This is a genomic window from Rickettsia honei RB (assembly GCF_000263055.1).
Taxonomy (GTDB): Bacteria; Pseudomonadota; Alphaproteobacteria; order Rickettsiales; family Rickettsiaceae; genus Rickettsia; species Rickettsia rickettsii.
On the sequence record NZ_AJTT01000004.1, the window covers coordinates 35,608 to 54,365 of the forward strand.

Consider the following 18,758-nt stretch of genomic DNA (forward strand, 5'->3'; position numbering starts at 1 on the left):
CATGGTTTATGTCATTCCCGCCTACGCGGGAATGACATGGAATATTACATTTTATTATCAACTATATTAACCGATAAAGGAATTACTACCTTACCGAATATATCAAGTATTTTATCCTTATATATAACATAATCTATCTGCAAATTAGATAATTTATTTTTTGCGTTTGTAATATGATCATCTAGCATCTTTAGAGATTCATCTACCGATAGATTATTAGTATGATATTTAAGTATTAACTTGATTATTAATTGTCTCTTAGAAACTAACAAAATATTATCTATATTTGTTAATTCCCATTTAATTTCTTCTAATTTAAAAGCCGGATTTAAAGTAATTATTAGCCTTTTAAGTAAATCAAACGGCAGTGGTACCGGTGCTTCTAGTAATTTTTCTATTACATATAAATCAGCTAGGCTAGTAGTATTTTTAATATAAGGATATTTATATTTGATATCATCATATTCTTGATTTGTTGCATAATATTTTTCATTAATAGAGTTTATGTCTTTGTAATTTTGTTTTGTATTATATTTGATAATACCAACCACTAATATTAATATTATAAGTAATGCACTATATAATTTAAATGTCAGATCCTTTATAGTAACTAGTTTTTTTATTGATTTTAAATTATTATTATAAGCGGGAAAACTCTTATATTCTAGAAACAGTCTACTAATATTCGTATCTATAAATCTTTCTTTTTCTAGAGTTTGCTTATTTAGTATATTATCAACCGGTATAAAGATTACAGGGCATTCTTCAAAGTTTGTTGATTCTAATAAAGATTTTAACTCTTCATCTACTATAAGAATTATACAGGCTCTTTGGTCAAGATTACTTATATAGTTTTTAAATAATATCAAACAATCATTAATTTCTTGTTCTATAATACCTTGAACATAGCCGGTTGTTTTATCAAATGGATACTCAAGATTTCTAATTGTTATTATATTATTTTTATGTTTGATAATAAATTTTATACCGCTAGCTTGTGATGCATATACACAAATTTGAAAATAATCGTTATATTTATCATTTTCTATATTCTGCACTATTTTATTTATAATAACTTTTAGCTCTAACGTTAAAAAGTAAATTCCTTTTAAATCAAGAGATCTTTTATCTATAATGCATGAAATTATATCACTTAAAGGTGTTTCAAATGGACACGACATAATTAAAGTCGACCAAATTTCACTTGGGGTAGTAGTAATTTCGTAAACACAATGTGCTATAATGTCTTCTTTATTAAAACCTTCAATAAATTGTTCAATAGGATCAAGTTTAACTATTGACTGTAATATAGGTATTTGATCGTGCCGTGTTTTACATTCACTGCCGTCAAGTAAAAAATAAATATCGCTTTTTGGAAATTTACTAAAAAAGTTTTTATAAGGATTTAAGTCTATCTGTTCCCGAGTAGGGATAAATAATTTATCTAATAATTTATTATCGAGAAAAGTACTAAGAAATACACCTTTATTACCTAGTAACACCACAATCTTTTTTCTTTTGAAAGAAAATATTTTTAATTTTGTAGCAAATTGAACAAAATGTAATTTGATCGAATCAAAAATATTTTTCATAAATAAATTTATTTTAATCATAATTCAGTGTATTTTACTATACTGGACGTCATTTCTGCGTGGATACTCGAACCGTCATTGCGAACGACTGATAAGGAGCGTGGCAATCTCAGGACTTTGGCACGATATTGCGTACGTACAATTACTACGTAATTTTCCTCGCCATGACGAAAAATGATCCTCTCCGGAATGACATAACATTAAATAATATATCTTACCATGACTAAATTTACCACCGAAGAAGTTAGAAGTAAATTTATAACTTACTTTAAAGCAAATAATCATACACATGTACCGGCCAGCTCGTTAATTCCACACAATGACCCTAGCTTAATGTTTGTTAATTCCGGAATGGTACAATTTAAAAATGTTTTTACCGGACAAGAAAAAAGACCTTATAACAAAGCGGTAACTAGTCAAAAGTCTCTTAGAGCCGGCGGCAAGCATAATGACCTTGAGAATGTCGGTTATACAGCAAGACATCATACCTTTTTTGAAATGCTAGGTAATTTTTCATTCGGTGACTATTTTAAAGAACAAGCCATATATTACGCTTGGAATTTATTGACTAAAGAATTTGAACTCCCAAAAGACAAGCTTTATGCAACAATTTATCATACTGATGACGAAGCAGCTGCTTATTGGAAAAAAATAGCAGGTTTTGGGGATGATCGCATCATAAAGATCAAAACAAACGATAATTTTTGGTCAATGGGTGATACTGGCCCTTGCGGTCCTTGTTCCGAAATTTTTTACGACCACGGTGAACAAATATATGGCGGACTTCCTGGTACTAAAGATGAAGACGGTGATAGATTTATTGAGATTTGGAATATGGTATTTATGCAATATGAACAAATCGATAAAGATACTAGCATAGAATTATCGCAAAAATCTATCGATACCGGTATGGGTCTTGAGCGTATGACGGCAGTATTACAGCATGTTAACAACAATTATGATATAGATTTATTTCAGGAAATAATTAATTTTACCGAAAATATAGTAAAAGTGAAAGTAGAGGGAGAAGCTAAATTTTCTTACCGAGTTATTGCCGACCACTTACGAGCAAGTAGCTTTTTAATAGCTGACGGCGTTATTCCTTCAAATGAGGGGCGTGGTTACGTACTTCGCCGCATTATGCGAAGATCCATGAGGCATGCTCATATGCTTGGGTCAAAAGAACCGTTAATGTATAAATTACTGCCAAAACTTGTTGATTTAATGGGGAATGTTTATCCTGAACTTAAAAGAGCAGAAAGCTTTATAAGCAGTATCTTAGAACAAGAAGAAATTAGATTTAAAGCTACATTAGAACGTGGTCTCAAACTTCTTACCGAAGAAACAGAAACGCTAACAAAAGGTAATGAATTATCAGGAGAAGTAGCATTTAAACTATACGATACTTACGGCTTTCCGCTTGATTTAACCGAGGATATTCTAAAAAACCGTGATATTGCCGTTGATCACAAAGGGTTTGAAGAGCAAATGCTTATGCAAAAAGAACGTGCTAGAAAATCTTGGCTTGGCTCCGGTGAATCAAAAACCGATCAGTTGTGGTTTGATATCAAAGAGCAACATGGTAGCACGGAATTTTTAGGATATACACTTAATGAAGCAAAATGTAAAATAATTGCATTAATCAAAAATAATAATTTAGTTAATGATATAAAAGAAATAGATACACAATTCCTACTAATCAGCAACCAAACTCCTTTCTACGGTGAATCAGGCGGTCAAATAGGTGACATCGGAACGATATTTGCAAAAGATTCTGAAGTAGAAGTAATAGATACTTTAAAATATTTAGGTTCTATTATAGTCCACAAATGTATTTTGAAAAAGGGACAGATTAACGTAGGCGAGAATGCTAATTTTAGTATAGACATAAGATATAGGCAAAATTTAAGAATTCATCACTCGGCAACGCATATATTACATGCAGTACTGCATGAGGTACTTGGGAAACATGTTACTCAAAAAGGTTCGTTAGTCGCTCCGACTTATTTACGCTTTGATATTAGCCATTCTAAAGCTGTGACTAATGAAGAAATCACTTTAATCGAAGATAAGGTAAATGAGATTATTAGAGATAATCATGAAGTAACTACTACATTAATGGCAACTGAAGATGCAGTTAAACAAGGAGCTATGGCACTTTTTGGCGAGAAATACGACTCTGAAGTAAGAGTAGTTAAGATGGGTGAGACTTCTTTAGAATTATGCGGCGGTACGCATGTCAGACGTACCGGTGACATCGGTTGCTTTAAAATCACAAGCGAAAGTGCTATAGCAGCAGGTGTTCGTAGAATTGAAGCAGTTTGCGGTGAATTCGTAATTACATTAATGAGAGAAAAGGATAGTTTACTTAAATCGATAGAAAGCAGTTTCAAAACTAATAAAAATGAACTTATTACTAAGGTTAATAATATCTTAGAACGTAACAAGGCAGTTGAGAAAGAGTTAGAAAAAACTCATTTAGCTAGTTTAGATTTAAGTATAGAGCAAATTGAAAAGCAAGCTGCACAAATAACAGGAATAAAACTATTATATAAAAAAGTAGGAAATATAGACAATAAAATATTACGTCAAGCTGCCGAAAATTTAACAAAAAAAGTAGAAGATTTGATAATGGTATATATTGCCGAGGGAATTGGTAAATTATCTATTACGGTTGCGGTGAGTAAAGCTATAACAGACAAATACAATGCAGATATAATTGCAAAAAAACTTTCTTTATTCTTAGGTGGCAGCGGCGGAGGTGGACAAGCAAGCCTTGCTCAAGCCGGTGGAAATGATATAGGTAAGCTAACTAACATCCATGAAAAATTATACAGTTTATTGACAGTGTCGTAGTGTACTAATTTAGGACGTCATTACGAGTGTGCTTTGTAGATGGATACCCAGTTGTCATTGTGAGCAACCGTAGTACTTGCGTGGCAATCTCGTCAAATATCCTGAGATTGCTTCGTCAATTACTTCGTAATTTCCTCGTAATGACAAGGTGGTATCCACATAATAATGCCTATACAGGGAGACATTGTAATGACAAAATTTATGGTTGTTAATACGCTGCTTTCACAAAATAAAGACCGGAGGCGGGAGCAGTAGGACCAGCGGCTTTTCTATCTTTGGCTTCTAAAACATCTTTAATTTGTTCTGCCTGCCAAATATTTTTACCAACAAGTACTAAACTGCCAACAATATTACGTACCATATGATGCAAAAATGACGGGGCTGAAAGATATAATTTTATTTCTTCGTCTTCTTTAATAATATTAAGTTCAGTTAAAGTTTTAATCGCTGATTTTGATTGACATGAGCTAGCCCTAAATGAAGTAAAATCATGTTTGCCTAATAGATAGGCGGCAGCTTGTTGCATAGCCGGAACATCTAAAGGTGAACTAATCCACCATGCTCTATTTAAATCAATTACCGATGGATAAGGTCTATTAATAATTCTATATATATAATAACGAGAGGTAGCCGAAAACCTAGCATGAAAATTATTGGGGGCTAATTCACAATTCCATACTCCTACGGCATACGGTCTTGCAAAATAGTTGATAGCTGTAATAATTTTGTGAGGTTCTAAATATTTTGAAAGATCAAAATGTGCTACTTGACCTATAGCATGAACACCGGAATCTGTCCTTCCTGACCCAAACAATATCACCTGTTCACCGGAAAATTTATAAATCGCTTCTTCTAATATCTGCTGTACCGACATTACTCCTGCTTGTCTTTGCCAACCTGCAAGATCCGTGCCTAAATATTCAATGGTAATTTTATATCGATACATAATAGCCCACTGTCATCCCGTGGCTTGACCACGGGATCTTGTATCACAGCCCGTATCCTGAGATCCCAAATCACGGGATGACAGTATAAGTATTATCATGCTTCTAGTAAATCCGATGGATTACCGTCACCACGCTTTCCTCCGCTTCTAAAGCTATTAAGTTTTTTGGATCTAATAGGATGTTGTAACTTTCTTAAAGCTTTTGACTCGATTTGTCTTATACGTTCTCTAGTTACTTTAAATTGCTGCCCTACTTCTTCTAATGTATGGTCAGTATTCATACCTATACCGAAACGCATTCTAAGCACTCTTTCTTCACGAGGCGTAAGGGTTGCAAGTACTCTAGTGGTAACTTCTCGTAAATTTGACTGAATTGCCGCATCAATCGGTGCTACTGCATTCTTATCTTCGATAAAATCGCCTAATTGACCGCCGTCACTATCATCACCTACGGGATTCTCAAGACTTATAGGTTCTTTAGCTATTTTCATGACTTTACGCACTTTATCAAGCGGCATTGAAAGACGGTTAGCGATTTCCGTTGCTGTTGGTTCGTATCCGAGTTCATTAAGCATTTGTCTTGAAGTACGTAGTATCTTATTAATTGTTTCAATCATATGCACAGGAATACGTATAGTCCTTGCTTGATCGGCAATAGCTCTTGTTATAGCTTGTCTAATCCACCACGTAGCATAGGTAGAGAATTTATAACCACGGCGATATTCAAATTTATCCACCGCTTTCATAAGTCCTATATTACCTTCTTGAATTAAATCTAAAAACTGCAATCCTCTATTAGCGTATTTTTTAGCGATAGATATAACTAAACGTAAATTCGCTTCTATCATATCTTTTTTTGCTTGTAGCGTTTGTCTCTCGCTTTTTTGTATAGTATTCACTAGTTTTTTAAAATCATTAACTAAAAGACCGGTTTTAGATTCTATAACCGATAATTCAGCAATCATTTGATCTATATAATCCGATTCTTTAGTCATTAACTCTTTCCAAGCAACTTTTTTATTTTTCAGCATTTTTTCTTTCCATGCTGCATTGATAACCGATCCTATATATTCATCAAGGAAATTTTGGCGAGTTACTCCATATTTTTCAGCAAGTTTTAAAAAAGCTGTTTCTTTATTAATTAAATCACGATTTATTCCATACATCTTACCTAAAATTTCTTCCGTTCTTTTAGAATTAAAATGTATTTCCGAAACTTCATTTATTAATAATTCCAAATTATTATATTTTTTGCTATTTTGTAAAACCTTCGGCTCAAAAGATTTCTCATAACATTTTTTAGCTTCAATGAGTAGCTCTTCGCAGATAAAAGCAATCTTTTTCATACGCTCTATAATATTAGGTAATATCTGCGTTTCTACTCTAGACATAGATAAGTGATTATCCTCATGCTCTTCTCCTTCGGTCTCACTACTATGTTCTTCATCATTTTCGGGTGTTTCGTCATGTAACATGTTAGCTTCTAAATCTATCAGATCACGTAGTAACATTTTTTCATTAACTAAATCTTCATACCATACTATAAAACAACGCATAGCAATAGGACTTCTACATAAGGAAGCAGTCATTGTTTTATGTCCTTCCTCAATCCTTTTTGCTATTTCTACTTCATGTTCACGAGTTAAAAGATCGACTCCCCCCATATCCTTAAGATATAATCTTACAGGATCATCGGTAGTACCTATATTTTCTTCTTCTACCTCATCCTCAGGTTCATTATCAACATTGGTAGATAGCTTAAATTCTTCATCCATTCCGATATCAAGCTTAATTTCATCATCTTCATTAGATTCTAAAATATCTACTCCTGCATCGGAAAATTTTAATATAGCTTCCTCTAATTGTCTTATTGAAGGATTTTTATTAAGAGGAAGAGCGTTGTTTATATCATCATAAGTGACCGGTATCTTTTTAGATTTAGCTTTTTTAAGTAAACTATCTATTTTATCTAGATCATTGTCTATATTGCTATTGCTCATTAAATACCTATATGCTTTTTTCTTTTAAAAGAAGTTTGAAATAATTAAGTTATCGTGTGATTAATAAAAGATTCGTTTAAAACTTGCAGTTCATTTGCAATCTTCAGAATTTCTTTTTTATATAGTAAAACTTTTTCAAAGTCGTGATTGTCAATACTGTTTATGGTAATAGCGTATTCTTGTTGTAAATTTATTAGATAATATTTCTTATGTAGCCACTGCCATAATAAATCCAGTCTGATATTATTTTTATTAAATGAGATATCTAAAAACAAATTATCCGTTTTTGATAATAATAAAAAAATATCAAAAAAGCTAGTTTTTTCCACAATTGCAGTAATTTCACTTGCTTCTACGTTATTATCTATAATCTCGTTTAAATACCAATTACGGAATTCTTCAAGCGATTTATTATTAAAATTTAAATTTAAGATGAAATCTCTAATATCTTTTTCTTCAAGTATTATAGGAAATTTAACCAACAAAGCACAAAAAGCGTATTCTAGTATTTCAAGCTCCGAATAGCCGTGACTTGAAATTATAGGAGCCAAATTTGAGTTTTTAGTTGTAGCTTTCTTCTGCGTTGTAACTAAATTTTGCCATATTTGATCTTTAAAAAACCTGTAATAACTTGCTTTTAAATCACTATCCGATATTTTGCTGCAATAATTTTTTAAAATTTTTTCTAAATTAGCTTTTTCTTCCGCAGTTTTAAAACTCTTGCCGCTATACTCAATATGCCAAATCATTTCTGATAAGCTTATTCTTTTATCTATAAGCTTTGCAAAAAAATCAGCACCGTTTTTATTTACTGCATCGTCGGGATCAAGTCCGTTTGGTAATCTAATAAAAGAAATTTTCTTTTCACTATTAATAAGCGGTAACGCTAAGTTAATAGTTCTTATGCTAGCTTTTATGCCTGCATTATCTCCGTCAAGACATAATATAATTTCATCGCCAGCACGCCATAATTTATGTAAGTGATTCTCGGTAACGCTAGTACCGAGACTCGCAACAGTTTCACTAAAACCTGCTTGATGTAGTGCTATAACATCAAAATAACCTTCTACTAAAATCGAATGATTTTTTTTATAGCTACTGCTTATCGCTTTATGCTCACCGTATAGAGTTTCACTTTTTTGAAATACTGTAGTTTCAGGTGAATTTAAGTATTTAGGCAGCCCCTCCCCTAGTACTCTACCGCCAAAGCCTACAATTTTATTGTAAATATTTCTAATTGGAATAGTAATACGGTTAGAAAATAAATTATATATTTCACCGTTTTCTCGCTTACCGATTAGCCCTGCTTTACCAAGCTTTATAATATCTATATTTTTATCGTGAAAAAATTTTTCAAATTTATTATTCTTCGGGGCAAAGCCTATTGAAAACTCTTTTACTGTTTCTTCGGTAATACCCCTTTCGTGTAGATAATGTAATATTTCAGGTGTTAATTGTGTCCTGAAAAACTTATTGGCGAGTTCTAAAATATTTAGAATTTCATCGGATTCTTCATAAAATTCTTTCTGTTTTGCAGTTAATTTCGGTATCTCTATACCGTAATCGATCGCAAGCTTTATAGCAGACTCATTATAAGATAAACCGCTAATATTAGAAGTAAATTTTATAACGTCACCGGCTGCTTTACAACCAAAACAATAGAAAAATCTCTTACTATTACTAACCGTAAAAGATGGGGTCTTTTCTTGATGGAAGGGACATAAACCTACATAGTTACCGGATTTTCTAGTTAAAGCTACTTTTTGCCGCACTACATCCGATATGTTAATACGGTTTCTTAAGAACTCATAAAATTCCGGTGCAACTCTCATTATATTATAATATGTAGGAAAGAATAGCTGTAGAAAGACAATAAGAAAGCGGTATAGACAAATTATCGTTAATTCTTAAATCTTTTGAATAAAATTCAGCTACTGTAGCCCCTATGCAACTTATAATAATAATAATAAAACTTGTATTATATCCTAAATAGAAATACACTAATATACTTATAAAAATTGCAGAAGCTAAAAAGGTAATAGAACCGGCTATAGATTTACCGTTACCTAAGCTATTTCCTATTTTAACGCCGACAAGAGCCGCTAAACAATCTGAAATAATTAAAATCAACCACGAACAAATCACTAAATTTTTAGGGAAAAGAAGAGCAGTTAAGAAAAAACCGAGCATCATAAAGCTAACGCCGCTTAAAGCAAAAGAACCGTTATTTTCTTCAAGCCTTATAACTTTTGAAAAAAATCTAGTTACAAATTCGCTAATTTTTGCATTATTATGACGTGATACATCTAAATATAATGTAATAGCCGTTATTATAAATAATAATAACGTAATAGCGGTTCTTGGAATAAATAAATAAAGCAGCGGAAATATTATAGCCGATAGGTGGAAAATTTTACGCTTTTTCTCAAAGTCAAAATCTTTAATTTCCATAAGATTACTAATTTGTTGCTATTGTTATATGAGAAATAATGCCAACATCATTGCGAGCAGTATTCAATGTCATGCCTGCGAAAGCAGGAATGACATAACAGAATCCGCTTAGACAAAGACCACTTGCAATGACGATATTTAGGCAATGCCAAATAATTAAAAAGGCTTATTTGACAAATTTCACTATTACAAATATACTTGCTGAAATCTATATTATTGAAAATAGTATACTAAAATTACTAAATCTATACAATATAATTATGAATACAAAATTTCCTATCACCGCTAAAGGTTTTGAAAAATTAGAACATGAGCTTAAACATTTAAAACATGTAGAACGTAAAAAAATTAGTGCAGATATAGCCGAAGCACGAGAACACGGCGATTTATCCGAGAATGCGGAATATGAAGCGGCACGTGAGAAACAAGCATTTATAGAAGGGCGTATTAAAGAGCTTGAAGATATGACGGCAAGAGCGGAAATTATTGATATTGGTAAATTATCGGGAGATAACATAAAATTCGGGGCTACGGTTACTTTGATCGACGACGATACTGAAGAAGAAGTAACATATATTATTGTAGGAGAATATGAAGCCGATATAACTAGAAAAAGAGTTTCAATCGCTTCTCCTATAGCAAAAGCTTTGATTGGAAAATCGGTAGGTGATTTTGTAGAAGTTACAACACCGAAAGGATCTAAATCATACGAAGTAGTTACCGTTGAATATAAAGAACTAGAACTTTAATTTGATTTTTTTGTCACTATAAATGTTAACCGTATGGCTTGTTATGTCATTCCCGCCTACGCAGGAACGACATCGAGTAGGTTTTTCGATCCATACCAACAACCCCCTGCTCCTTGCAATGACGATTTGGGTATCAACAACGCAGGTATGACGTTATTAATTACTTCTTCTTAAACATCTCGAGCATTCTTTTTGTTACTATAAATCCGCCGAAGATATTTATAGAAGCAAGCAGCGTTGCAAAATACCCTAGTAGACCGGGAAACCCAAAAGCAGAGCTACTTGCAGCAATCATAGAACTAAGAACTATAATACCTGAAATAGCGTTAGTAATAGACATAAGCGGAGTATGGAGTGCAGACGTTACTTTCCACACAACATAATAGCCCACAAAAGAAGCTAATACAAAAATAGTTATAGCAAATACTAGCGGATCTATAGTACTTGTGTTTGTTTGCCAACTAGTATCTATTACCAAATCTTTTAATTTATCTGATAATTCTTGGGTATTATGGGCAATTTCAGCAGCCTGTTTAGCCATCGTTGGTAATTGATTCATATATTTAATTTCTCACTCACAATTTTTCCGTCTTTAGTAATCAACATCTCACGTACTAACGCATCATCCATATTAAACTTACCGTCTTGCAATGCATAGGTTAGAAAATTATACAAATTCTTAGCATATAATTTTGAGCTGTCGGTAGCAATTTTAGTAGCAAGGTTTGATAAACCTATTATGGTAACTCCGTGCTTAGTAACGATCTTATCCGGTTCTGAATCTTCCACGTTCCCGCCTGTACTAGTCGCTATATCAACAATCACTGAGCCGCGCTTCATAGATTCTAGCATTTTTTCCGTAACAAGCAGAGGTGCTTTTTTTCCCGGAATTTGTGCAGTAGTAATCACTATATCATATCCTTTAATAATTTTTGCTAAAAACTCTTCTTGTTTAGCTTTATAATCTTCCGAACTCTCGTGAGCATAGCCTGATTTATCTTGTAAATCCTCCTGTAATTCCGGTGAAACAAACTTAGCTCCTAAGCTTTCTACCTGCTCTTTGGTAGCAGCTCTTACGTCATATCCTGCAACAATGCTACCAAGCCTTTTTGCCGTTGCAATAGCTTGAAGACCGGCAACACCGATACCAAGCACTAAAGTTTTACACGGTGAAATCGTCCCTGCTGCCGTCATCATCATAGGAAAAGCCCTTGTATAATGATAACTTGCTTCAATTACCGCTCTATAGCCTACTAAGTTATTTTGAGAAGATAAAGCGTCCATATTTTGAGCTTTAGTAATTCTCGGCACAAACTCCATAGCAAAAGTCGTAAGGTTTTTTTTAGCTGCCGCTTTTATATATTCATGATTTAAATAAGGCGATAATAATCCTACAATAATTGCTCCTTTTTTTGCAAATTCAAGCTCACTATATTTATCCGTAACGGATGAAGGTTGCACCTTTAATATAATATCAGCATCAGAAATAATTTCGAGTGGTACCGAAGATATTTTAGCACCTAGAGCAACATATTCTTCATCAAGAAAACCGGCATGAAGCCCTATATCTTTTTCTACCATAACCGTATAGCCTTTTTTGACTAGCAATCCTGCTACTTCAGGAGTTATTACGGCTCGTGTTTCATGCTTGGCTTTTTCTTTTAAAGCAACGATTTTCATAAATACTACATAAATACTAATTATATTTTGCATTAACTGAATACATAAGGTATTTTAAACATAATTTAAAATATAAAACAACGAAAATGAAAAAAATATTTTTTCTAATCATTATTTATCTTTTTGTGAATTCAAGCTTAGCATCTGGGACAGATGATAAAACAGCTATTTCGGAGCTAAAAACTTATCTACGTAAGATAAAATCGGTTGCGATAGATTTTACTCAAGAAGATTCGTACGGTAAAATAGTTAAAGGAAAATTACTGATCCATAAACCTTATAATTTTAGATGTAATTATTATCCTCCTTTCCCTTTAGTTATAATAGGTACTAAAAATTTCGTATCGATGTATGATTATGATATGGAGCAAGTAAGCCGTATTAATAGAAGCGAAAATACATTTAATTTTTTATTAGAAGATAATGAGCATTTTGACAAGGATTTTGTTTTTGAAGCGGTAATTAACGCAAGAAATATTTCTAAAATTACTATCTATCATACTCTAACGGAAAAACGTAGTGAAATTACTTTTAATAAAGCTACTCAACAAATTGAAGCATTAAAAATATTTGAAGATAATAATATAGTCACTATTACTTTTGATAAAATAGCTAAAGTACAAAAATTTTCCGATGATTTGTTTAAAATAAAAAACCCTGAAATATTCGGTCCTCCTAAAAGATTAACAAAATCGGAAATAGAAAAAAAATATATTGTTTCTTGAAAATAAACAGGTTATGTTAATTATGCTAGTAGTGGGCATTGTACCTGTTTAGTCGGTCAGGTCTGAAAGGAAGCAGCCAGAGTGGGATTCGATGGGTCATTACTAGCATTATTCTAATTTTGATGTCATTTCTACAGCAAGGCGGCTCGTTTTATGTCATTCCCGCGAAAGCAGGAATTCTCAGTAAAACATATACAAATAAATTTTTTATAAAGTCTTATAACTATCGTGCTAGATATAAATTCATCAAATCAATATATTCCTTTTGCAAGGAAATATCGTCCTAGTAACTTTGCCGAGCTTCAGGGGCAAGAGGTATTAGTCAAAGTTTTAAGCTATACTATTTTAAACGATAGGCTCGCCGGAGGCTATCTTTTAACAGGTATTAGAGGAGTCGGTAAAACTACTTCCGCCCGAATTATTGCTAAAGCCGTCAACTGTTCTGCTTTAATTACCGAAAATACGACTATTAAAACATGCGAGGAATGTACGAATTGCATCAGCTTTAATAATCATAATCACCCTGATATAATCGAAATTGATGCGGCAAGTAAAACTAGCGTAGATGACATACGTAGAATTATAGAATCCGCCGAGTATAAGCCCCTACAAGGTAAGCATAAAATCTTCATTATTGATGAGGTGCATATGCTCTCTAAAGGGGCATTTAATGCACTTCTTAAGACACTGGAAGAACCACCACCTCATATAATATTTATCTTTGCAACAACAGAAGTACAAAAGATACCTGCAACTATTATCTCAAGATGTCAACGTTATGATTTAAGGCGGTTGAGTTTTGAAGAGATTTTTAAGCTACTTGAATATATAACTAAGCAAGAAAATTTAAAAACCGATATAGAAGCACTAAGAATTATAGCTTACAAATCGGAAGGGTCGGCACGTGATGCAGTCTCTATTTTAGATCAAGCAGCTAGTATGTCGGTGAAATCTGACAATATAATTAGTCCTCAAGTAATTAATCAAATGCTTGGGCTTGTCGATAGTTCGGTTATAATAGAATTTGTCGAATGTATTATCCACAGAGAGACGGAAAAAGCTATAAATTTAATAAATAAACTTTACGGTTCTTCGGTTAATCTTGAGATTTTTATAGAATCGGCATCAGATTTTATTGCTTATCTTAATAAAGTAAAAATGTTACCTAATTATAGTTTGCCTATATATGAATCATTTAATGATAGAACTAAAAACATATTAGATAAAACCAGCTTGCCGCACTTATCAATCTTATGGCAAATATATAATAAGGGAGTAGGGGAAATAAAAATTTCCTATAACCAACTAACAGAAACGGAAATGTTAGTTATAAAATCTATATATTCGACGTCGCTACCCTTGCTTACAGATTTTGATGGTAATAATCAAAAATTAAATCAATCAATTAATCCGGAAATAAAAAAAAATTTGAAATTGTAGATTTTCTTGAATATTTATATAAAAATAATGAGATAGATATATATTATTTCCTGCTCAATCATACGGAACTTAAAAATCTCAGTAATAATAGATTAGAGTTCGTAAGTCTTGAAGTTACAAGCAAAATAAAAAGACAAATAGACGATTTGTTAGCTGCTTTTACTAATGAAAAGTTTGAGATAGTAATAATAAAAGAGCAGAACAAGCAAACCTTAAAGAATCAGTTAATTGGTAAGATTGAAGCAAGTAACGATTTTGGTTTAATTAAAAAACATTTCCCAAATATAACAATTTCGGATATTTTACTTAAAAGCTAAAAATATATAGGATAGAATTATGGTAAATTTTAATCAGTTTTTAAAGCAAGCCCAATCAATGCAAAAGAAAATGCAAGAAGCTCAAGAGCAAATGGCAAATGCAAGATATACCGGTAAAGCCGGTGGCGGACTTGTTGAGGTTATTGCAACCGGTAAAGGCGAAGTTGAAAAGATTTCAATTGATGAATCTTTATTAAAAGCAGAAGAAAAAGAAATGCTTGAGGATTTAATTAAAGTTGCCTTTAATGATGCTCAACAAAAATGTGATGAAGATTCTCAAAATTCTTTATCAGGAGCTTTAAACGGTATGAGATTACCACCAGGCTTTAAAATGCCGTTTTAATACGGCTCTTATGTCATTCTTGCAAAGATCGTGTTGAGTGGATACAAGTCGTCATTGCACGCGAACGTTAGTGAGCGTGGCAATCTCAGGAATTCTTCCCAAGATTGCTTCGTCAAATTACTTCGTAATTTTCCTCGCAATGACGGAAAAACTGCTCCACGCAACAACGTCTTTAGTCGCTTAAGCTCATGACGATTTGGTATCCATATTTATTCACAAAATATCATCACAATAAGATGTATTATCCCCAACATCTCGTTAAGCTCTGTTTGCACTATCTCAGGCAAAACTTTAAGTTTCTCTTTTAATATTTGATATTCTTCATTGTTGTCATCATTATATATTTCTTTATATTTCAATAGCATTTTATCCCTATTTTATCCTTAAGAGAAGGGATAATCATATCATTTAGTTTATCTAATTTTTGCTCTTCTGTTAGCTCTTTTTTACCGGTTTCTAAAAAATTTTTCAAATTACAAGCATCTTGTAGATAAAGTTTAACAACATCAATATTATAATCTTATTATTGACAAGTTCTTTGATCTTCTTAATGTCTTCATTGTAAATAGCATTAAACAAATTGATTTCGTCATATTTAGATTTATACACAAAACCCCTTTTATTTAAAAAGGCATGTTAGCACTTTTTGATATAAAGGTCAGGAAATAATTAATAATTTAACTATTTCTTAATAAAAAGGAAATTTGTAAAAAATAGACATCTTTCCAAAGCAGTTTATAGAGAGGAATTTAAAGGATACACGGAAGCACTTGCCGCTGCAGCATATATAGACATACGTGAAGATTAGGGATTAGGATCGACGTACAAATTGCCTTTAGAAGCAAGTTATGCAAGAAGTTTAATAATTCAAGATCAATAAATCCTTATCAATCCTGAAACCTTTGAAACGCTCAAGTAGCGACATACCAAGAAGCGAAATATCAAGGTCACCAAGACCTACATGTCCTTTGATGTTCTTAAATTCCGTACCGATTACTACACTATTTAAGGTTATAGGGGCGGCTTTATTTTCGCCGTTAGCTGTTAGATAAGTTCTAGTATATTTTAATTTAGTTAAGTCAAAGCCTAATTTTTGAGCATCTTCTTTAGTTAAAGCTATATCACTTGCCCCTGTATCTACCATAAATTTTATTTTAACGTTATTTACAAAAGCATTGATATAAAAATGCCCGTCTCTGCTACGGGCTATAATAATTTCTCCGACTTCAGTAGACCATTTATATGATGGAATTAAAGCAGACATTACTCTATGATAAGCGTAGTTCAACTCAAACCTAAAAGCATAACCGGTTATTATAACTAAGAAAATTACTGCCCACATTGCTAATTGCAAACAAAATCTGCGTATTTCATTTTGGCTAATAGTACTGTAAATTATACTAAATAATATTAATAATGACGCACAAAAACTCCCTATATTTTGTGGCGCTTTAAAAAATTTTGGATAATGTTGATTGATATATTTGTATAATAAACCGGTTACAATTACGGTGCTACAAACGATAAAAATAAGTTTTATGAGTTTTTTATTCATATAATATACTACAAGTAAATAAAGAATAGGTATACGAAGTTCTATCTGAGTATATAAATTTTAATCTATATAATCAAACCAAAGTCTCAGCCCATTTTTAAGTGGAAAACTACCTTCTTGGTTCACTAGAATAATAATTCCAAGTTCTTCTGACGGTATAAAGCCAATAAAAGAATTAATACCGTTAATTATATAGCCTAAGTAAATTAAATCCTTATTTGAGCATCCTTTTACTTTAAGAATACGCTATCCAAGAGCATAATATGACTCAATCATTTTTTTTGATCAATAGGCCAAATCGGTTACCATTTAAATCCAAAAACATCTTTGATTTTACTATTTTACACATACGATCTAAAGTACTTTTAGCAATAAGATTCGGTTTATAACCAAAACTAAGTGTGAATATTTCAATCATTCCATCTATCGATGCAAAAATACCGACGCAGGTACCGTCTTTGGGTAATAAGGCGGAAACGGCAGCAATGTTATTACCTCCTGTCCGTCTATTATTGCTTTAGAATGCGGATAAGCAAGTTGTACATTCGGCCCTAGCGGTAATATTTGTATATCTTGCGTTTTAAGCGTTGTACGCACATTATCTAGCAGCATTTAAACTTGATTTTTTACAATTTAAAGCTTCTTCAAGTAAACTAAAAACCGATGCTAAAGAAAATAAAGTTTTATCCATAAATAACTCCACTATTACCTTTCTGATTTCCAAACGTTGTTTTATAAATAACTTCACCTTTGTATAAAATTGCAATTACTCCTCCTTGTAATTCAAGCTTTTTAGTTTTTGCGGTCATTATACTCATGTCTATGCCAAAACTGTACGATGTGATAATAGTAACATTATACTAAAAAATAGGATAAGCTTTTTATTCATATGACGATACTATTTATTGATTCTATGTCATTCCTGCGAAAGCAGGAATCCAGCTTTCTAAACAAATTATATACTAACTAACCGCTATTGCCTTTTCGTTATCTTTTAATCTAATAGTAGCAAGCTCTAATAAATATTTATCATCTAAAGCTTCAATAATTTGCTCATATAATTCAGCTGGAATTAGATAAGCAGTCGGTTTATTATGATTTAATAAGGCAACAGGCTCACCACTTGCCTTATCCAATAATGCAGTAGGGCTAGGGCTTTTTTTAAATTCTGATATACTAACTGCTAGATTTGCATAAATATGTTCCATTATTGACTCCAAGTAAACGAAGAAAGTTATACGAAGATCAACTTGGAAAAGAGCAAGGAGTCTACAAGACTAGGAGCGGAGCGTATCCTTAATACGTGGCTACCTGCGAACTTATTTAGACGACGTAGCCAGTTTTTAAGTTCATTAAGGATACCTATAATTAATACTAATTATAGGCTATCACCGATATTCTCTAAAAACAACCTAGCTCGATGCGATGCCGTTTTATTAAAAAAATCCTCGGCAGGCTGATTTGCTAAAATCTGTCCTTGATCCATAAAAATAACACGATCCGCTATTAATTTTGCAAACTTCAAATGGTGCGTGACCACTACCATGCTCATTTGATCTTTTAATAAATTTATATTCTCTATAACATCTTTAATATTTTCAGGATCGAGTGCCGAAGTCGGTTCGTCAAATAACAAAATTTTCGGCTTCATCATTAAAGCCCTTGCTATTGCGGTGCGTTGCTTTTGCCCTCCTGATAGGCTTGCCGGATATGAGTCAAATTTTTGCGTTAGCTTAAATTTTGCAAGCAATTCCTTTGCCATAGAAATTGCCTGTTCTTTTGGCAAATTTAAAACATTTACCGGCGTATAGATTAGGTTTTCTCCTACCGTTAAATGCGGGAATAGATTAAAATTTTGAAAAACCATACCAACTTTTAAAAGAAGCTTTCTTCTATCTTTAAGCAGTAGCTTCTTCCCGTCTACCAAAAAAGTACCGCTACTTGGTTCTTCTAAATTATTTAAAATTCTAAGCAGAGTAGTTTTACCGCTTCCCGAAGGACCGATTATTACAGTAGTTTCCTTAGTAGTAAAACTTAAATCAATATTCTTAATTGCGTAATTCTTGCCATAACGCTTACAAACTTTTTCTAAAATAATCATAAA

At 32.4% G+C, this 18,758-nt stretch carries 17 protein-coding genes, 1 other RNA gene and 2 pseudogenes; 7 read left to right on the top strand and 13 right to left on the bottom strand.

The window, feature by feature from the left end:
• Nucleotides 1-44: 44 nt before the first annotated feature.
• Entirely contained in the window at nucleotides 45-1,613 is a 1,569-nt protein-coding gene (locus WSW_RS0104610; protein WP_016917253.1) for a hypothetical protein, read from the bottom strand.
• A 198-nt stretch (nucleotides 1,614-1,811) separates the two neighbouring features.
• On the opposite strand from WSW_RS0104610, the gene alaS reads away from it, so the two are divergent.
• A complete protein-coding gene (alaS, locus tag WSW_RS0104615; protein ID WP_016917254.1) occupies nucleotides 1,812-4,448 on the top strand; it encodes an alanine--tRNA ligase in 2,637 nt (878 codons plus the stop codon).
• Nucleotides 4,449-4,656: 208 nt separating this feature from the next.
• Here the strand turns inward: alaS and truA are convergent, their stop codons facing one another.
• From truA to WSW_RS0104635, 4 genes are all read right to left on the bottom strand, one after another.
• Nucleotides 4,657-5,394, bottom strand: a complete 738-nt coding sequence (gene truA / locus WSW_RS0104620) for a tRNA pseudouridine(38-40) synthase TruA (RefSeq protein ID WP_016917255.1) — start codon at nucleotides 5,392-5,394, stop codon at nucleotides 4,657-4,659.
• 95 nt (nucleotides 5,395-5,489) lie between these two features.
• Nucleotides 5,490-7,394 carry an RNA polymerase sigma factor RpoD gene (rpoD, locus tag WSW_RS0104625; RefSeq protein ID WP_012151432.1) on the bottom strand — a complete coding sequence of 635 codons (1,905 nt, stop codon included), beginning with the start codon at nucleotides 7,392-7,394 and terminating at the stop codon, nucleotides 5,490-5,492.
• A 44-nt stretch (nucleotides 7,395-7,438) separates the two neighbouring features.
• The gene (dnaG, locus tag WSW_RS0104630) at nucleotides 7,439-9,226 is read right to left on the bottom strand and encodes a DNA primase (RefSeq protein ID WP_016917256.1); all 1,788 of its coding nucleotides are present in this window, start codon (nucleotides 9,224-9,226) and stop codon (nucleotides 7,439-7,441) included.
• A 4-nt stretch (nucleotides 9,227-9,230) separates the two neighbouring features.
• Nucleotides 9,231-9,845 (bottom strand): diacylglycerol/polyprenol kinase family protein, encoded by a 615-nt coding sequence (locus tag WSW_RS0104635; RefSeq protein ID WP_016917257.1) that lies wholly within the window; start codon nucleotides 9,843-9,845, stop codon nucleotides 9,231-9,233.
• Nucleotides 9,846-10,105: 260 nt separating this feature from the next.
• Here WSW_RS0104635 and greA point away from each other — a divergent pair, with 260 nt between their 5' ends.
• On the top strand, nucleotides 10,106-10,594 hold the full coding sequence (gene greA / locus WSW_RS0104640; RefSeq protein WP_004997127.1) for a transcription elongation factor GreA: 489 nt from the start codon (nucleotides 10,106-10,108) through the stop codon (nucleotides 10,592-10,594).
• Nucleotides 10,595-10,754: 160 nt separating this feature from the next.
• Here greA and WSW_RS0104645 read toward each other — a convergent pair whose 3' ends face one another.
• Together WSW_RS0104645 and WSW_RS0104650 are read right to left on the bottom strand one after the other, a co-directional pair.
• Nucleotides 10,755-11,153, bottom strand: coding sequence for an NAD(P) transhydrogenase subunit alpha part 2 (locus tag WSW_RS0104645; RefSeq protein ID WP_016917258.1), 399 nt, complete (start codon nucleotides 11,151-11,153; stop codon nucleotides 10,755-10,757).
• Nucleotides 11,150-12,274, bottom strand: coding sequence for a Rossmann-fold NAD(P)-binding domain-containing protein (locus tag WSW_RS0104650; protein ID WP_016917259.1), 1,125 nt, complete (start codon nucleotides 12,272-12,274; stop codon nucleotides 11,150-11,152). The genes WSW_RS0104645 and WSW_RS0104650 overlap by 4 nt, the downstream gene beginning before the upstream one ends.
• Nucleotides 12,275-12,360: 86 nt before the next feature.
• Here WSW_RS0104650 and WSW_RS0104655 point away from each other — a divergent pair, with 86 nt between their 5' ends.
• The 4 genes and pseudogenes from WSW_RS0104655 (at nucleotide 12,361) to WSW_RS0104670 (ending at nucleotide 15,099) form a co-directional block, all read left to right on the top strand.
• The gene (locus tag WSW_RS0104655) at nucleotides 12,361-12,999 is read left to right on the top strand and encodes an outer-membrane lipoprotein carrier protein LolA (RefSeq protein WP_016917260.1); all 639 of its coding nucleotides are present in this window, start codon (nucleotides 12,361-12,363) and stop codon (nucleotides 12,997-12,999) included.
• Between the two features lie 20 nt (nucleotides 13,000-13,019).
• Nucleotides 13,020-13,113, top strand: an RNA gene (ffs, locus tag WSW_RS1000000110770) — signal recognition particle sRNA small type.
• Between the two features lie 114 nt (nucleotides 13,114-13,227).
• Nucleotides 13,228-14,756, top strand: a pseudogene (dnaX, locus tag WSW_RS0104660) (DNA polymerase III subunit gamma/tau).
• Between the two features lie 19 nt (nucleotides 14,757-14,775).
• A complete protein-coding gene (locus tag WSW_RS0104670; protein WP_010977891.1) occupies nucleotides 14,776-15,099 on the top strand; it encodes a YbaB/EbfC family nucleoid-associated protein in 324 nt (107 codons plus the stop codon).
• 209 nt (nucleotides 15,100-15,308) lie between these two features.
• On the opposite strand, the gene WSW_RS1000000111680 is transcribed toward WSW_RS0104670, so the two are convergent.
• A complete protein-coding gene (locus tag WSW_RS1000000111680) occupies nucleotides 15,309-15,464 on the bottom strand; it encodes a hypothetical protein (protein WP_016917261.1) in 156 nt (51 codons plus the stop codon).
• Between the two features lie 326 nt (nucleotides 15,465-15,790).
• On the opposite strand from WSW_RS1000000111680, the pseudogene WSW_RS1000000110775 reads away from it, so the two are divergent.
• Nucleotides 15,791-15,904, top strand: a pseudogene (locus tag WSW_RS1000000110775) (palindromic element RPE1 domain-containing protein); the annotation flags it as partial.
• Nucleotides 15,905-15,958: 54 nt separating this feature from the next.
• Here WSW_RS1000000110775 and WSW_RS0104685 read toward each other — a convergent pair.
• The 5 genes from WSW_RS0104685 to WSW_RS0104710 form a co-directional block, all read right to left on the bottom strand.
• A complete protein-coding gene (locus WSW_RS0104685; RefSeq protein ID WP_016917263.1) occupies nucleotides 15,959-16,654 on the bottom strand; it encodes a TIGR02281 family clan AA aspartic protease in 696 nt (231 codons plus the stop codon).
• 423 nt (nucleotides 16,655-17,077) lie between these two features.
• Nucleotides 17,078-17,266, bottom strand: a complete 189-nt coding sequence (locus WSW_RS1000000113085; protein WP_016917265.1) for a hypothetical protein — start codon at nucleotides 17,264-17,266, stop codon at nucleotides 17,078-17,080.
• Nucleotides 17,253-17,420, bottom strand: coding sequence for a hypothetical protein (locus WSW_RS1000000112045; RefSeq protein ID WP_167316249.1), 168 nt, complete (start codon nucleotides 17,418-17,420; stop codon nucleotides 17,253-17,255). Before WSW_RS1000000112045 ends, WSW_RS1000000113085 begins: the two co-directional genes overlap by 14 nt.
• Nucleotides 17,421-17,616: 196 nt before the next feature.
• The gene (locus WSW_RS0104705) at nucleotides 17,617-17,862 is read right to left on the bottom strand and encodes a type II toxin-antitoxin system Phd/YefM family antitoxin (RefSeq protein WP_016917268.1); all 246 of its coding nucleotides are present in this window, start codon (nucleotides 17,860-17,862) and stop codon (nucleotides 17,617-17,619) included.
• Nucleotides 17,863-18,032: 170 nt separating this feature from the next.
• Nucleotides 18,033-18,755, bottom strand: coding sequence for an amino acid ABC transporter ATP-binding protein (locus tag WSW_RS0104710; protein WP_016917269.1), 723 nt, complete (start codon nucleotides 18,753-18,755; stop codon nucleotides 18,033-18,035).
• Nucleotides 18,756-18,758 lie beyond the last annotated feature (3 nt).

Bases quoted from the DNA above. Each gene is read 5' to 3' on its own strand.
- WSW_RS0104635 (WP_016917257.1), bottom strand. From the start codon at position 9,845: ATGGAAATTAAAGATTTTGACTTTGAGAAAAAGCGTAAAATTTTCCAC.
- WSW_RS1000000111680 (WP_016917261.1), bottom strand. From the start codon at position 15,464: ATGCTATTGAAATATAAAGAAATATATAATGATGACAACAATGAAGAA.
- truA (WP_016917255.1), bottom strand. From the start codon at position 5,394: ATGTATCGATATAAAATTACCATTGAATATTTAGGCACGGATCTTGCA.
- WSW_RS0104670 (WP_010977891.1), top strand. From the start codon at position 14,776: ATGGTAAATTTTAATCAGTTTTTAAAGCAAGCCCAATCAATGCAAAAG.
- greA (WP_004997127.1), top strand. From the start codon at position 10,106: ATGAATACAAAATTTCCTATCACCGCTAAAGGTTTTGAAAAATTAGAA.
- WSW_RS0104655 (WP_016917260.1), top strand. From the start codon at position 12,361: ATGAAAAAAATATTTTTTCTAATCATTATTTATCTTTTTGTGAATTCA.
- WSW_RS1000000113085 (WP_016917265.1), bottom strand. From the start codon at position 17,266: ATGCTGCTAGATAATGTGCGTACAACGCTTAAAACGCAAGATATACAA.
- WSW_RS0104685 (WP_016917263.1), bottom strand. From the start codon at position 16,654: ATGAATAAAAAACTCATAAAACTTATTTTTATCGTTTGTAGCACCGTA.
- rpoD (WP_012151432.1), bottom strand. From the start codon at position 7,394: ATGAGCAATAGCAATATAGACAATGATCTAGATAAAATAGATAGTTTA.
- WSW_RS0104705 (WP_016917268.1), bottom strand. From the start codon at position 17,862: ATGGAACATATTTATGCAAATCTAGCAGTTAGTATATCAGAATTTAAA.
- alaS (WP_016917254.1), top strand. From the start codon at position 1,812: ATGACTAAATTTACCACCGAAGAAGTTAGAAGTAAATTTATAACTTAC.
- WSW_RS0104650 (WP_016917259.1), bottom strand. From the start codon at position 12,274: ATGAAAATCGTTGCTTTAAAAGAAAAAGCCAAGCATGAAACACGAGCC.
- WSW_RS0104610 (WP_016917253.1), bottom strand. From the start codon at position 1,613: ATGATTAAAATAAATTTATTTATGAAAAATATTTTTGATTCGATCAAA.
- WSW_RS0104710 (WP_016917269.1), bottom strand. From the start codon at position 18,755: ATGATTATTTTAGAAAAAGTTTGTAAGCGTTATGGCAAGAATTACGCA.
- WSW_RS0104645 (WP_016917258.1), bottom strand. From the start codon at position 11,153: ATGAATCAATTACCAACGATGGCTAAACAGGCTGCTGAAATTGCCCAT.
- dnaG (WP_016917256.1), bottom strand. From the start codon at position 9,226: ATGAGAGTTGCACCGGAATTTTATGAGTTCTTAAGAAACCGTATTAAC.